The organism is Lactobacillus helsingborgensis (assembly GCF_000970855.1).
Taxonomy (GTDB): Bacteria; Bacillota; Bacilli; order Lactobacillales; family Lactobacillaceae; genus Lactobacillus; species Lactobacillus helsingborgensis.
This window is the reverse complement of the sequence record NZ_KQ034046.1, coordinates 923383-937772: the sequence shown is the minus strand read 5'-3', so window position 1 is coordinate 937772 and position 14390 is coordinate 923383. Positions and strand designations below refer to the sequence as shown.

Sequence of the window (14390 nt, the reverse complement as noted above, 5' to 3'; positions counted from 1 at the left end):
TTTCAAAGGGCTCAACGCTTTTTTTAAAAAGAAAGAGTCGAAGATGGGAAAATATCAACTTTATACAACAATGGGTGTTGGATTCGAGAGCGTTGTTGCTAAAGAACTGCAAGCACTGGGTTATAAAACGCGAACTGAAAACGGTCGTGTTTTCTTTAATGGTGATCAAAGTGATATCGTTAAGACAAATTTGTGGTTGAGAGCAGCAGACCGCGTTAAAATTCTGCTTAAAGAATTTTCTGCCACTGACTTTGATACGCTTTATAACCAGGTCTATGATATTGATTGGGCTGAATTGCTGCCAGTTGACGCTAAATTTCCAGTTAGCGGTCGTTCCGTTAGATCAAAATTGCATTCTGAGCCCGGAATACAGTCAATTGTAAAAAAAGCAATTGTCAATAAAATGTCTGATCAATATCATCGGCGCGGCTTTTTGCCTGAAAGTGGCAATGAATATCCACTTGATATACATATATATAAGGATACTGCCAGAATTTCGCTTGATACAACCGGCTCAAGCTTATTTAAAAGAGGCTATAGAATAGAACATGGCGGCGCCCCGCTTAAAGAAAACTTCGCAGCTGGTTTGCTCAAACTTACACCTTATGACGGTACTCATCCATTGATTGATCCTATGACAGGTTCTGGGACTTTAGCAATTGAAGCAGCTTTAATTGGCAAGAATATCGCACCTGGAATGTGGCGCCAATTTGCATTTGATGGCTTTGACTGGTTTAATCATTCGCTTCACCAAGACATGGTGAATGAAGCTAAAAGCCAAGTCAAGCCTCTTGAACAGCCAATTTGGGCATGTGATATTGACCAATCTATCTTAGAAATAGCAAAATTAAATGCCAATAATGCCGGTGTTTTACAGGATATTTATTTTAAGCAAGTTGCTGTAAAAGATTTTGCTACAGATTTGGAAAATGGAGTCATAATTGCCAACCCACCTTATGGAAAAAGATTAAAGGACCGCAAATCAGCAGAAGATCTTTATCAACAAATGGGAGAAACGCTTTTAAAATACGATAGTTTCAGTCAATATTATTTAGTTGGAGATCCAAAGTTTGAAGAATTTTTTGGTAAAAAGGCAACTAAAAAGCGGAAATTATTCAACGGTAATTTAAGAGTTGACTTTTACCAATACTGGACTAAGAAAAATGATCACAAATAAAGCAAATACGGAATTCTGGGTCATTACCGATACACATCTGATTGCTGACAGTTTACATGATGATGGTAAGGCATTTCAGCTTATCCAAGGTACCAGCCAAGGTAAGGATTTAAATTACCAGGAAACTGCCTTGCGGGCTTTTTCTGATTTTGCCAACGAAAAAAAGCCTGCTGCTATCATAGTCACAGGTGATGTCACATTCAATGGTGAACTTATTTCTGCGCAAAAGTTTGCCGAAATATTTGACAGGCTAAAAGAGACAAAATTACTGGTGCTACCTGGTAACCATGATATTTATGATGGTTGGGCCAGATCTTTTCGTGGGACTAATCAATTATATGCCCATCAAATAAGCCCGGAAGATTGGCGAAATATTTTCAAAAAATCTTATGATTGCGCACTTAGTAAAGACGCCAATTCATTAGCCTACAGCGTTCAGTTAAATAGCCAATATCTTTTGCTTTTACTTGATTCCAATATTTATGGTACCCACGAAGCAAGTGGTGCCCCAACTACAGAAGGACAATTAGGAGAGGAACAGATTTTATGGTTACAAAGACAATTGGAGCAGGCAAAAAAAGAGGGCTTGCGGCCACTGCTATTTTTGCACCATAATCTTTACGTTCATAATCCAGCGGTTAATCGCGGATTTGTTTTAAACAATGCCCAATTATTAGGCCGTTTGTGTCGAGACTATGATGTTAAGATTGTCTTTTCCGGGCATATTCACGCGCAAAACATTGTTGGTCCTAAGGAAAAAGTTCCGGCAACCGAAATAGTAACTTCAAGTTTTTGTTCTTATGATCAGGCTTATGGCAATGTAAAAGTCAGTCCCAATTGTGTTAGCTATGAACGCAAAACGTTTGATATGACCCCTTATTTGACCGCAGAGGAAAGGCAAAATAAAGAGTTAACCCATTTTCATTCGTATTTAAAAGAAATTCAGATTAGGAATTTAGCTGGTAACACGAATAAAAAAGATCATTTAAAGACTGAAGAATCTCAGCTATTACAAAAAGTTAACCATCTTTTTATTGAAATGAACTACCAGTACTTTACTGGACATAATCATATTGAAAAAAAACAGCTTAAAAAGCTTTATAATTCTCCTGAGTTTAAACTTTTAGTCAGTCAAAGACCAAGATTTAGTAAGTATATGAAGACATTATTTGATATTACTGACCATAGTAACTTAAAAGCTAAAATTAAATATTGAGGAAAGAAGATCGTATGAAAAAGAAACATTTTGTCATTTTAGGACGGTGCGGATTGATTTATTTCAGTTGGGTATTCATTGTGCTGCTTTTAAGCCTAATCTTGCTATATGAAAGCACTAAAGTCTTTAATTGGCCAGCACTAATTTGTGCCTTAGTCTTTGTTATGTTACTTTTTTATACATATGTTTATTCTTATTGGAATGAGAATATTTTGAAATTACCATTTCGCACACAGATAAAAAAGGTGGCAGTACCACAGATTGTCCTGCAATGGTATTGTTTCAAAATTTATAAAATAAAAGTTGCAGAAGTAGGGCAATATTATTTATTAAGATGTGAAAAATAAAAAGTGGGCTTTAGCCCGCTTTTTTACTTTCTAAGAGGAAAGTTAGCGTTATTCTTAATTTATGGCTAGTAATGAATAAAAATCATGCAATATTTGTTATAATTGAAATGATTAATTAAAAGGTGGGACCTAAATTCTAATATGAAAAGAGTATTACTTAAAATGGAAAAATAATTTTAAAATTTAAATATACAGAAAGAGGCATGCGCAATGAAAACAGATATTCAAATTGCACAAGAAGCACACGCATTACCCATTAACGAAATTGCTGCTAAAGTTGGTTTAAGTAGCACAGATATTGAGCCATACGGCAATGATAAAGCTAAGATTAATTGGCAGGCAATTAAAAAGACATTAGCAACTAAGCACTTGGGTAAACTTGTTTTGGTTACTTCAATTTCACCCACTCCTGCAGGAGAAGGCAAGTCGACTATGACAATTGGTCTAGCAGATGCCATCAACAACCAGTTACATGAAAAGACTATGATTGCTTTAAGAGAACCATCAATGGGACCGGTTTTCGGCTTAAAAGGTGGAGCAACAGGCGGAGGACAAGCGCAAGTAATTCCTATGGAAGATATTAACCTCCACTTTACTGGTGATATGCATGCTTTGACAGCTGCTATTGACACATTGGCTGCTTTAGTTGATAACTACATTTATCAAGGAAATGCAATCGGTCTTGATCCTGATAGAATCTTATTAAAGCGCGGAATTGACGTTAATGACCGTAGTTTAAGAAACATCACTGTCGGTCACGGTTCCAAATTTAACGGCGTGGAGCACAAATCAAGTTTTGCAATTACTGTTGCTAACGAGTTAATGGCTATTTTATGTTTGGCCACCGATATTGATGATTTGAAAAAGAGAATTGGTTTGATGTTGGTTGGTTATACCAAAGAAGATAAACCAGTTTACGTTAGTGACCTTGGCTTTGAAGGTGCGATTGCCGCTTTACTTGCCAATGCCCTTAAACCCAATCTTGTGCAAACTATCGAACACACACCGGCTTTAGTTCACGGCGGTCCTTTTGCTAATATTGCTCATGGCGCTAATACTGTCATTGCCACTAACTTGGCTTTGCACTTAAGTGATTATGTATTGACCGAAGCAGGATTTGGCAGCGACTTGGGCGGTCAAAAGTTCATGGATTTTGTTTCGGGTCATTTGGATAAAAAGCCCGATGCCAGTGTAGTGGTTGCCACCGTACGTGCCTTAAAATACCAAGCTGAAGGTACTACAGATAGCTTAAGTACTGAAAATCTGTCTGCTTTACGTAGCGGTTTTGCAAATCTTAAGAGACATATGAATAATATGCGAAATTACGGCATTCCCGTTATTGTTCTAATTAACCATTTTGCAACAGATAGTGAAAATGAAATTTCACTCTTACAGCAATTGATTAAAGATGAAGGAATTGATTCTGTTGTTGTTGATTACCACGAACAAGGTTCAAAAGGTGGAGTAGAGGCCGCAAAAGCTATAGTTAAACTGGCAAATTCCGGTCTTGGTAAACTGATACCTACATATCAAAAAAATGATGATGTAAAAACTAAAATTGAAAAAATAGCTCAAAAAATCTATCATGCCTCAAAAGTTGAATACAGTGAAAAGGCTAAAAAAGATATTCACGAGCTTGAAAAAATGGGAAAGGATAAATTACCCGTAATTATTGCCAAAACTCAATATTCATTTACTGACAACCAAAAATTGTTGGGTGCACCAACTGATTTTACTTTGCATGTCAAAGGAGCCAGTTTGAAAAATGGTGCTGGTTTTATAGTTATAACGACAGGGCATGTTTTAGACATGCCAGGTTTACCAAAACACCCAGCTGCTTTAGATATTGATGTAGACAATAATGGTAAAATCAGCGGTTTATTTTAATTTTATCAATGCAATTTTTTTATTTATTAATTTCATTACTAGTTGTTGCTTCAGATCAAGCTTTAAAGTTTTTTATAGTCAATAACTATCAACTGGGAGAAACTCATCAGGTTATTCCGCATGTTTTTTCATTGACATATATTCAAAATGAGGGAGCTGCCTGGAATATTTTACCTGGTCAAATGGGACTTTTTTACCTGATTAGTGCAATTGCCATTGTGGTTTGTTTATATTATCTGCTAAGAAAAAATTTTAATAGCAAGATTTTCAGCTCTGGGGTAGCCTTAGTTTTAGGTGGTATTATCGGGAATCTAATTGACCGTATACACTTAAAGTATGTCATTGATATGATCCAAGTCGACTTTATTCATTTTAATATTTTTAATATTGCTGACTCTGCCATCACGATTGGAATAATTATGGTGTTTATTTATCTCTTATTTTTGGATGAAAGTGAAAAAAATAATGCCTGATAAATACCAATTCATAATCAAAGACGAACAGGGTAGATTAGACAGTTTACTTGCAAGTAAAATTCCAAACTTATCGCGGACAAGAATCCAGGAATTATTGCGTGATAAAAATATTTTGGTAAATGATAAGGTTGTTAAACCTTCTTATAAAGTACAAAAAAACGACTTAATTGTTGTTACTATTCCGCAACTAAAACCACTAGCTATGATACCAGAGGATATACCGCTCGATATTATATATGAAGATCAAGATGTCCTTGTGGTTAACAAACCTCAGGGAATGGTGGTCCATCCAGCGGCTGGACATCCAGATCATACACTTGTTAATGCACTGCTATTTCATACCAAAAATTTAGCACAAAGTCCTGAAGGTTTTCGTCCTGGAATTGTTCATCGCATTGACAAAGATACTTCGGGTTTATTAATGGTAGCTAAAAATAGTTTTGCACGTGAAAGCTTAGAAAATCAATTAGCACATAAAACTAATAAAAGGTTATATTTGGCAATTGTTCACGGTAATTTTTCTGAAAAATCGGGGGTAATAAACGCTCCTATTGGACGCGATCACTTTAACCGTAAAAAGATGGCAGTAGTTGAAAATGGTAAAGAGGCTGTCACACATTTCACTGTACTCGAACAATTTCAAAATTATAGTCTAATTGAGTGTCGCCTTGAAACTGGCCGTACCCATCAAATCAGGGTACATCTTTCATATATTGGTCATCCAGTTGCTGGTGATCCACTATATGGTCCCCAACATAGTTTAAAAGGCCACGGACAATTTTTGCATGCTCAAATTTTAGGTTTTAAGCAACCACATTCAGGTAAATGGCTCGAATTTAAGGTTGAGCCTCCGCAAATCTTTTTAGAAAGACTGACGGAATTAAGAAAAAAGTGACTAAATGAAAAGATATTTAATTCTTGAAGATGGCAATTATTTCCCTGGAGAAGGGTTAGGAGCTTCAATTATTTCGACGGGCGAACTAGCCATTCAAACAGGTAATTTTGGCTATCAGGAAGCTTTAACAGATCCAACCAATACCGGTAAGATTTTAGTGTACACTGCTCCAATGATTGGGGGAAACGGCATTAATGCAATTGATTATGAAAGCATTAACCCGACCGTGAAGGGTATCATTGCTAATGATGTTGCTCAAAATATTTCTGATAGCGAAAATTTTCAAGATTTGGACTCATTTTTAAAAGAAAAAAATATCCCTGCTATTTATAACGTGGATACGAGGGCTTTAGTTCATCTTTTAAATAAAGAGAAAACTATCAAAGCTTCAATTATGGATACCAATGATGAGCATGCCTTTGATCAAATAAGAGCATTGGTTTTACCGAAAAATAAATCAGCTAGTGTTTCCACTAAAAATGCTTATGCTGTTCCTAATGTGGGCAAAACCGTGGCCATTATTGATTTGGGTTTAAAACATTCAATGCTCAGAGAGCTGTCTTTGCGTAAAGTTAACGCCACCGTCTTGCCTTATAATGTGTCAGTTCCTGACATTAAAAATTTACGTCCGCAGGGTATAATCATTTCTGGTGGACCCGGCAGAGTAGACGAGCTTAGAGAAGATCTTGAACCGATCTTGAATGCTTTTTATGGTCAAATCCCTATATGGGGAATTGGCTTGGGTTTCTTGGCATTAAGTGATTTTTTGAAATTCGAATTAGTTGATTTACCGCAAGTATATAACGGAATTAACTTTCCCGTGATAGAGCAAAATTCAAATCAAATTTGGCAGGTTGCTATGAATATTGACCAGTTAGTTTTACCTAGCAGTGTTCAATTCGCCATGGAAAACGAATTTTATGATCTCCACAGCGAACTGCTGGCAGGTTTTAGCAATAAAGCAAATAAGGTGATTGGAACTGCTTTTAATGCGGAAGGTGCTCCAGGTAGTCTCGATGCTCTGCCAATATTTGATAATTTCGTAAAGATGATGGTGTAATTATGCCTTTAGCAAATGATTTAGATAAAGTGTTAATTATTGGATCTGGTCCAACCTTAGTTGGCAAGGTTTCCGAAACTGACTTGTTAGTTAATGACGCAATCAAAGCACTTTTTGAAGAAGACATTCAGATTGTTTTAGTTAATCCCAATCCGGCAACTGTTTCTACTGACAAAAAGTCGGGATTAACCGTTTATCTTGAACCAATGACGTTGGAATTTCTTAAGCGCATAATCCGTATGGAAGAACCTAATGCTATAATTTCGGCATACGGTTCTACAACAGGTTTAAAAATAACACGTGAATTGGTTAAAGACGGTATATTACAACAAATGGGAGTTAAGTTGCTGACTCTCAATAACCAAACTCTGATGATGGACAACCATCAGAAAATGAATGCTTTTTTAACAGCTAATAATATTGAAGTTAACAAATATTGGAATTTAACTGACTTTAGAGTTGATAACTTAGAAAAACAAATTTCTGAACAAGTTCAATTCCCGCTTATGCTAATCAAAGAAAATCAGTCATCTCATAATGAGCAAATTGTTTTTGAAAATCTGGCTGATTTGCTGAATTACCTGAAGAAAGAGCAACAAAAAGAGCGTTTTTCGTATAGCAACTATCATTTATCTGAAGACCTTTCTACTTGGGGCGAGGTCATTGCCAATGTCATTCGTGACAGTTCCGGCAATGTTCTTTTTACTAATTTAGCAGATACTATTGAATCTGTAGGCATTAATGCTGGTGACTCGGCAACAGTAATGCCGGCTTTGACACTCAACAATGATCAAGTACAACAAATCCGCACAATTGCTAAAAAAATTGCTAACAATCTTCAAATCGTGGGAATTTTAAATATTCATTTTGCTGTTAAACATGAGGGTACAAAGTTTGCGGTCAAAATTTTGTCAATCAAACCCAGATTAACGCGCAGTGCAATTTGGGCCAAAAGAGTAGGACTATATAGTTTAGGCTACATTGTCTGCAAAATCGCACTGGGTTATCGTTTAGATGAAATTACAGATCCATTATCAGGACTAAATGCTGCAGTAGAACCTACTTTAGATAAAGTAGCTATTAGAATGCCTTTCTGGTCACTAACACAATCAGGTAGTAATCACTATCTTTTAGGAACAAAGATGCAGGCCAGCGGTGAAGCAATTGGAATAGGTACTAACTTTGAATCAGCTTTTTTAAAAGGCTTAGCTTCAACTGTTAACGTCAAGATGTCAATTAACGTCTTTCGCAGTGAAAAAGCTAAAGACAAGTCAGAAATCATAGATGATTTAAGACATCCCGATGAATTACATTTAATTAAATTGTTAGCTGCAATAGCTAAAGGCTTTAATTACAATGAATTGCAGGACATTATCCATATTCATCCAGTTTATTTTCAGAAGCTTGAAAATATAGTTAAAATTGCTCAGAAACTGTCTGATGAGGCATTAACGGATAATTTATTGCTTGAAGCGAAAAAAAGGGGTTTTCGCAACGTCTTAATTTCTCAAGTGGCTCATATCAGTGTTAGTGCCATTAAAAAACGACTGGAAAAGCTGCACTTAAAGCCAGCCTACCAGCAAATAGATGGTACAGCAGGAACCATTAAGCCTTTGGTAAACGCATATTACGGTGCTTTTGGCGTTCAAGACGAAAGCATTCCTCTCACAGCACGCAAGAAGGTGCTAGTGGTCGGTATGCTGCCTTCACAAGTTTCAGTTACGAGTGAATTCGACTATATGATTAGTCATGCTCTAGATACTTTACATAAAAATAATTATGACACTGTTTTACTATCAAATAACGACGAATCTGTTGCTATTAGTTATAAAAGGACAGACAAGGTCTATTTTGAACCAATTACAGTTGAAAGTATTCTCCATATCGCCGAAAAAGAGCATATCCAAAACGTGTTAATTCAATTTTCGGGAAAAGAAATTAACGCTTTATGTAAAAAATTGATTGAAAATGGATTGAACATCATAGGTAGCGGTGATATTAATCCTAAAGATCGAATTGAACAGATACTTAATAAGCCGTTAAAGAACTTAAACCAAAATAAGCTTTTAACCACAGTAGATAAGTCTGAGGCTAAAAAATTTATTAATGAGCATGGTTTTCCAATCTTAATTGGCGGTTTTAACAATATGGGGGTTAAACAAAAGTCTGCTGTAGTTTATGATTTACCTGCTCTTAAAAAGTATTTGCACGAAAATCAGCTTTCTAAAGTTAGTTTATCCCATTTTATTGAAGGCAATAAATATGAGATTACTGCTATATCGGATGGACAGAATGTAACTATCCCCGGTATTATTGAGCATTTAGAACAAACCGGATCTCATGCATCTGATTCCATTGCAGTTTTTAAACCACAAAATCTAGCAAAAACTGGTAAAAAGCACTTAACCGACTTTACCATTGCGCTAGTTAAACGTTTGAAAATGCGGGGCATTTTTACACTTCATTTTTTGATTGTAGAAAAGAAAATTTATCTACTTCAAATCAAGCCCTATGCGGGACATAACATCGCTTTTCTCTCTAAAGCACTCGGTCAAGACATAACTGAGTGTGCCACAGAGGTGCTTATTGGTGGTAATTTGCCCGAATTAGGATTTAAGAATAGCTTGTGGCATTCAAATAATTTTATTTTTGTCAAAATGCCCGTTTTCTCATATATTGACTACCAGAGTGAAAATACCTTCGATTCAAAGATGAAGTCTTCGGGATCAGTTATGGGCCGAGACACTGAGCTAGCGAAAGCTTTGTATAAAGGCTATGAAGCCAGTGGTTTACGTATTCCCAGTTTTGGCACGATCTTTATTTCAGTACGAGACGAGGATAAGAAAAAAGTAACAGAATTGGCCCAACGATTTTACCGTTTAGGTTTTAAAATAATTGCGACGGAGGGGACGGCTAATTGCTTAGCTGAAGCTGGTATCACAACGGGAATTGCATCAAAAATTAACTGTGGTTCAAGTAGTCTATTAAGTAAAATAAGACAGCATAAAATTGACATGGTTATTAACATTACTAATTTATCAGATTCTGCCAGTGATGATGCCATTAGAATAAGAGATGAAGCTCTCAATCAAAATATCCCTGTATTTTCTAGTATTGAGACTTCCGAACTCATTTTATCTGTTTTAGAATCACTGTCTTTAACAACGCAACCGATTTAACAGAAAAAGAAACGAGGATGATCTGTTCATCCTCGTTTTTATTTGATTCTTTTACTTAAAACACGTTCTTTTTCAGGAGTAACTTCGATTGAATTTTGCCCAGTATAAATTACAAAACCCGGCTTTGCGCCATTAGGTTTTTTAACTCGCTTGTCGGTCACGTAATCTACTTGAACGTGGGCTGAATTCTTAGCTTTAGAGAAATAGGCCGCAATCTCTGCAGTTTCTTTAATGTCTTCATCAGTTGCTTCACTAGATTGTAATATAACATGTGATCCTGGAATATTTTTGACATGGAACCAAATATCAGTTTTATTAGCTTTCTTCAAAGTTAACCAATCATTTTGTAAATTATTTTTACCGACCAAAACGGTCTTGCCCGATGAAATGCGGAATTTATTAAGATTTTTTTCCGTAATTTTCTTTTTGCGCTTCGGTTTTTGTGGCTTTTTCAAATAGCCTTGACTCGTTAATTCATCAGTAATTTGGTCAATATCTTGGGGTTCAGCGTTGTCAATAGCTGTTTGAATTGTATCAAAATAGTTTAAATTAGTTTGGGCAATACTGATTTGCTCCTTAACATGCTTGATTGAATCACGTAGCTTTTTATACCTAGTAAAGTACTTTTGACCATTACGAGCAGGAGAGAGTGCGGTATCAAGTTTAATTTTAATTGGTTTGTTATTGTCGTAATAATTAGGTAATTCTATTTGACTCATTCCTGGTTTTACTTGAGCTAAATTCGCATTAAGAATCTCACCCCGAATCCTATAGCCTTCGGAATTTTCTGCTTGATCCAACTGCTTTTTTAGCTTAACAATTTTCTTGGTCAGTTTATTATGCTCATTTTTAATGACACGTTCAATTTGACTAGATTTTTGTTTGACCCAGTCCTGATTTGACTGATACTGATAAAACTCGTCTAACGCGTGGTTGAAATCAGGATCGGAAGCTTCTTTTGTTAAGTCCAAATGATACGGCAAATAAGGGAAAATTTTTCGTTTATTTTTCGGCGTTTTTAATATAAAAGCACCTTTTTTATCGAACTGGTCCATAAAAGTTTTAAAAGATGAAAATGATAAATCATCTTCTAAATAGCCCTCAAGCTCTTGGCGATCATCACGATCAAGGCCACCAAATTGCTTGGCTAATGTTGCAGGAGCTGTATCAGTCGCTTTTAAATTAAATTCTGCCTCGGTAATCTTAAAACCATTAATTCCAGGGATAAGAGGAGGTAATTCATATTTTGCTTTAGGCAGCAATAAGCGAACCCGATTTTCATCAGGATTAACCCGTTTTAGCAGATCTATTATCTGTCCACTTTTTTTGTCATACAAAATAACATTGCTGTGACGTCCCATTAGCTCTAACGATAAAACCAGTTGAACTTGATCACCAAGTTCATTACGATTACTAAAATTAAAATTGACGATACGGTCAACGCCAACCTGATCAATCGATTGCAAGACAGAGCCTTCTAAGTATTTGCGTAAGACCATTACGAAAGTAGGGGCTTTGTCCGGATTAACTATAGCCTGTTTCGTCACATAAAAGCGTGGATATTGCGCATTAGCAGAAAGCAGGAGTTGAATGTTTTTGCGTTCTTTTCTAAAAGTTAATATTAAATCCTGGGCAAACGGCTGGTATATTTTTGAAAGCCTGCCGTTTACAACTAAAGGTCTAACACTATTTAACAGACTATGTATGAATAAGCCATCATAAGCCATAATTATCACCTCAAAACACGTTTTCTATTATACCAATTATTTGCTGATATGTATAAGGGACAAATTACATTTTGTAAACTACAAAATTGCCTTAAACTTAAAATAGCGTATTGCTATTAATATATTAATTTATAACGCATCAAAAAAGAAAACATTGCAAAAACTTGATATACTGGTAATATAGATTTAAAGTTATCACAGCGAATGTTTATAAGCTAAAATTAATAGTTACAAATATTACTATAAAAGTTAAGCACAATTGTTTCACAATTTTTAACTGCTATTCTAATATCTACTTAGTAAGCATAATATTGCTTTAATTTAGTTTATAAAATTTTTTTATGATTTATTTTAATCAGAAAAGGTAGTTAAATGGACGTTTTATCATTTAGTACAATTGCGGGCAATATCAAAAATGAAATCAGCAGAAAATGTGGGTTGAATTTGTCACAAACAAGAATATTACTGTATTTTTACCGAAATAACAACACAGCTTTAAAAATGGGGGATTTGGCTAACAAACTACAAATTTCGTTATCAACTTTAAGCAGACAATTACAGCAGAAAAAAACTATGAGTCTAGTGACTATTAAACGTTCTGAAACAGATTCAAGTAAAACTGTTTGGTTAAATCAACATGGCCTGGCAAAAATTGAAGAATTAAGGAAGGCTCTAAAAGAAATTGAGGAGTCTTTATTACAGGGACTTTCAGACGACGAAATTAAACTTTTAAATCAGATTTTCACTAAGTTAGTTCAGAAAACTGAAAAATCAACTTCTATATAGCTGATAGTCGAAACACCTACTTTTTTATGCTATAATTCTTTTATATTGTACAGACAAAAGCGGAAGGTAAGTTAGATGAAAATTGCATTAGTAACTGATAGTACTAGCGCCATAACAAAACAAGAGGCAGAAGAAAACCATATCATTGTTGTTTCAATTCCCATTATCATAGGTAAAAAAGAATATTTGGAAAATGTTGACATTACCTCTGACCAGCTTTTTAAAATGCAACGTGAAGGGGCAGACTTCCCCAAAACCTCTCAACCAAGTACAGGAAGTTTAATTCGCCTTTTTGACCGCTTGCTTGACCAAGGTTATGAAGCAATCATCGCTATTACACTTTCAAGTGGTATCTCAGGCTTTTATCAGACACTATGCAATATCGCAGATAATAATCCTAAATATAATTTACATCCTATAGACACCCGAATGACTGTGCGTTTGCAAGGGAACCTAGTTTTAGCAGCGGCAAAGATGATCAAAAACGGTGTCGAATTGGAGAGTATTCTCACTCATCTTGATGAAATTCGGTCAACGATTGATGAAATATTTGTTGTCAACGATCTGAATAATTTAAGTCGTGGAGGACGGCTAAGCAATGCTGGTGCTTTTATCGGCTCAATGCTGAATATTAAGCCACTACTTACGTTTAAAGATGGTAACATAGTTGCTTTTGATAAGATACGTTCAATGAAGCGAGCATTTCTTAAAATCAAGAAGTTAACTGTGAAAAAAATTGATCAACTACCGTATAAGGATAAAATCAAGCTATTTATCATCGATTCCAATGACAGTAGTCAAGTTGCTGAAGCGAAAACTTTCTTAAAGGAGAAATTTCCTGAGCAAAGTATTTCAGTCACTAAATTTAGCCCGGTAATTGCTACGCACCTAGGTGAAAAATCTTTTGCAATCGGTTGGATGATTGATATTGACAAAATTGACTTAACAAAATAAAAGCAGCTGCTAAGAGCTGCTTTTTTGCTATGAAATTATGAGGTTACTAATGAAAAAATTAGATCAACTTACAAAATGGGCAGTAGAATTGCAAAGTATAGCCCAAAATGGTTTGGAATATGGTCATGACCGCTTTGACAGGGAAAGGTATGAGCAAATAAGAGAGATTGCCACTAAAATAATGGCTGCTAAGACAGATTTGCCGCTTAAGGTAGTTAAAGGTCTGTTTAGCAGCGAAGATGGTTATCAAACGCCCAAGGTATCTACCAGAGCAGCAATTTTTCAAGATCAAAAAATAATGCTGGTAAAAGAAAGTACAGATAACTTATGGTCAATGCCAGGTGGCTGGTGTGAACCAAATTTAACAGTCAAAGAAAATTGTATTAAAGAAACAAAAGAAGAAGCTGGTCATCAAATTACTGTAGAGCGCATCATTGCGGTTAATAATCACTCAACTAATATTCATCATAAAGAACAAGTAGAACGAGTGATCAATGTCTGCAACGTCATCTTTCTTTGTCGTGATCTTGGGGGTAAATTTGCTCAAAATACTGAAACTAAAGAATGTAAGTTTTTTTCATTAAGAAATCTACCAGCCTTATCTTTACCCCGTAATACCCTAGAAGAAGTTAAAATGTGTTTTGCAGCTAACAATGATCCACAATGGCAAACCAAATTTGAATAAA

Annotated in this window: 12 protein-coding genes; 11 read left to right on the top strand and 1 reads right to left on the bottom strand. The window is 35.4% G+C overall.

From position 1 onward, the window contains the following. The first annotated feature begins 43 nt into the window (after positions 1-43). From JF73_RS04350 to carB, 8 genes are all read left to right on the top strand, one after another. Positions 44-1177, top strand: a complete 1134-nt coding sequence (locus tag JF73_RS04350; protein WP_046327120.1) for a THUMP domain-containing class I SAM-dependent RNA methyltransferase — start codon at positions 44-46, stop codon at positions 1175-1177. Beyond that, positions 1164-2393, top strand: a complete 1230-nt coding sequence (locus JF73_RS04345) for a metallophosphoesterase family protein (RefSeq protein WP_046327119.1) — start codon at positions 1164-1166, stop codon at positions 2391-2393. Before JF73_RS04350 ends, JF73_RS04345 begins: the two co-directional genes overlap by 14 nt. Positions 2394-2407: 14 nt before the next feature. Further along, positions 2408-2740, top strand: coding sequence for a hypothetical protein (locus JF73_RS04340; protein WP_046327118.1), 333 nt, complete (start codon positions 2408-2410; stop codon positions 2738-2740). Between the two features lie 210 nt (positions 2741-2950). After that, entirely contained in the window at positions 2951-4627 is a 1677-nt protein-coding gene (locus tag JF73_RS04335) for a formate--tetrahydrofolate ligase (RefSeq protein ID WP_046327117.1), read from the top strand. An 8-nt stretch (positions 4628-4635) separates the two neighbouring features. Continuing rightward, positions 4636-5100: a signal peptidase II gene (gene lspA, locus JF73_RS04330; protein ID WP_046327116.1), complete on the top strand. Its 465-nt coding sequence runs from the start codon at positions 4636-4638 to the stop codon at positions 5098-5100. After that, a complete protein-coding gene (locus tag JF73_RS04325; RefSeq protein WP_046327115.1) occupies positions 5093-5998 on the top strand; it encodes an RluA family pseudouridine synthase in 906 nt (301 codons plus the stop codon). The genes lspA and JF73_RS04325 overlap by 8 nt, the downstream gene beginning before the upstream one ends. Positions 5999-6002: 4 nt before the next feature. Further along, entirely contained in the window at positions 6003-7058 is a 1056-nt protein-coding gene (locus JF73_RS04320) for a carbamoyl phosphate synthase small subunit (protein ID WP_038522593.1), read from the top strand. 2 nt (positions 7059-7060) lie between these two features. Then, positions 7061-10237 (top strand): carbamoyl-phosphate synthase large subunit, encoded by a 3177-nt coding sequence (gene carB / locus JF73_RS04315; protein WP_046327114.1) that lies wholly within the window; start codon positions 7061-7063, stop codon positions 10235-10237. A gap of 38 nt (positions 10238-10275) precedes the next feature. On the opposite strand, the gene JF73_RS04310 is transcribed toward carB, so the two are convergent. Further along, positions 10276-11964, bottom strand: a complete 1689-nt coding sequence (locus JF73_RS04310; protein ID WP_046327113.1) for an Rqc2 family fibronectin-binding protein — start codon at positions 11962-11964, stop codon at positions 10276-10278. 372 nt (positions 11965-12336) lie between these two features. Between JF73_RS04310 and JF73_RS04305 the strand changes: the two genes are divergently transcribed. The 3 genes from JF73_RS04305 to JF73_RS04295 all read left to right on the top strand — a co-directional run bounded on the left by JF73_RS04305 (position 12337) and on the right by JF73_RS04295 (position 14389). After that, entirely contained in the window at positions 12337-12750 is a 414-nt protein-coding gene (locus JF73_RS04305) for a MarR family winged helix-turn-helix transcriptional regulator (RefSeq protein ID WP_046327112.1), read from the top strand. Positions 12751-12825: 75 nt separating this feature from the next. After that, complete coding sequence (locus tag JF73_RS04300; RefSeq protein WP_046327111.1) at positions 12826-13704, top strand: DegV family protein; 879 nt, start codon at positions 12826-12828, stop codon at positions 13702-13704. A 49-nt stretch (positions 13705-13753) separates the two neighbouring features. Next, positions 13754-14389, top strand: coding sequence for an NUDIX hydrolase (locus JF73_RS04295; RefSeq protein WP_046327110.1), 636 nt, complete (start codon positions 13754-13756; stop codon positions 14387-14389). The last annotated feature ends 1 nt before the right edge of the window (position 14390 follow it).

What these genes read in the sequence shown, in the direction of transcription:
- JF73_RS04325 (WP_046327115.1), top strand. Translation starts at nt 5,093, where the DNA reads ATGCCTGATAAATACCAATTCATAATCAAAGACGAACAGGGTAGATTA.
- lspA (WP_046327116.1), top strand. Translation starts at nt 4,636, where the DNA reads ATGCAATTTTTTTATTTATTAATTTCATTACTAGTTGTTGCTTCAGAT.
- JF73_RS04350 (WP_046327120.1), top strand. Translation starts at nt 44, where the DNA reads ATGGGAAAATATCAACTTTATACAACAATGGGTGTTGGATTCGAGAGC.
- JF73_RS04320 (WP_038522593.1), top strand. Translation starts at nt 6,003, where the DNA reads ATGAAAAGATATTTAATTCTTGAAGATGGCAATTATTTCCCTGGAGAA.
- JF73_RS04295 (WP_046327110.1), top strand. Translation starts at nt 13,754, where the DNA reads ATGAAAAAATTAGATCAACTTACAAAATGGGCAGTAGAATTGCAAAGT.
- JF73_RS04305 (WP_046327112.1), top strand. Translation starts at nt 12,337, where the DNA reads ATGGACGTTTTATCATTTAGTACAATTGCGGGCAATATCAAAAATGAA.
- JF73_RS04300 (WP_046327111.1), top strand. Translation starts at nt 12,826, where the DNA reads ATGAAAATTGCATTAGTAACTGATAGTACTAGCGCCATAACAAAACAA.
- JF73_RS04335 (WP_046327117.1), top strand. Translation starts at nt 2,951, where the DNA reads ATGAAAACAGATATTCAAATTGCACAAGAAGCACACGCATTACCCATT.
- JF73_RS04310 (WP_046327113.1), bottom strand. Translation starts at nt 11,964, where the DNA reads ATGGCTTATGATGGCTTATTCATACATAGTCTGTTAAATAGTGTTAGA.
- JF73_RS04345 (WP_046327119.1), top strand. Translation starts at nt 1,164, where the DNA reads ATGATCACAAATAAAGCAAATACGGAATTCTGGGTCATTACCGATACA.
- JF73_RS04340 (WP_046327118.1), top strand. Translation starts at nt 2,408, where the DNA reads ATGAAAAAGAAACATTTTGTCATTTTAGGACGGTGCGGATTGATTTAT.
- carB (WP_046327114.1), top strand. Translation starts at nt 7,061, where the DNA reads ATGCCTTTAGCAAATGATTTAGATAAAGTGTTAATTATTGGATCTGGT.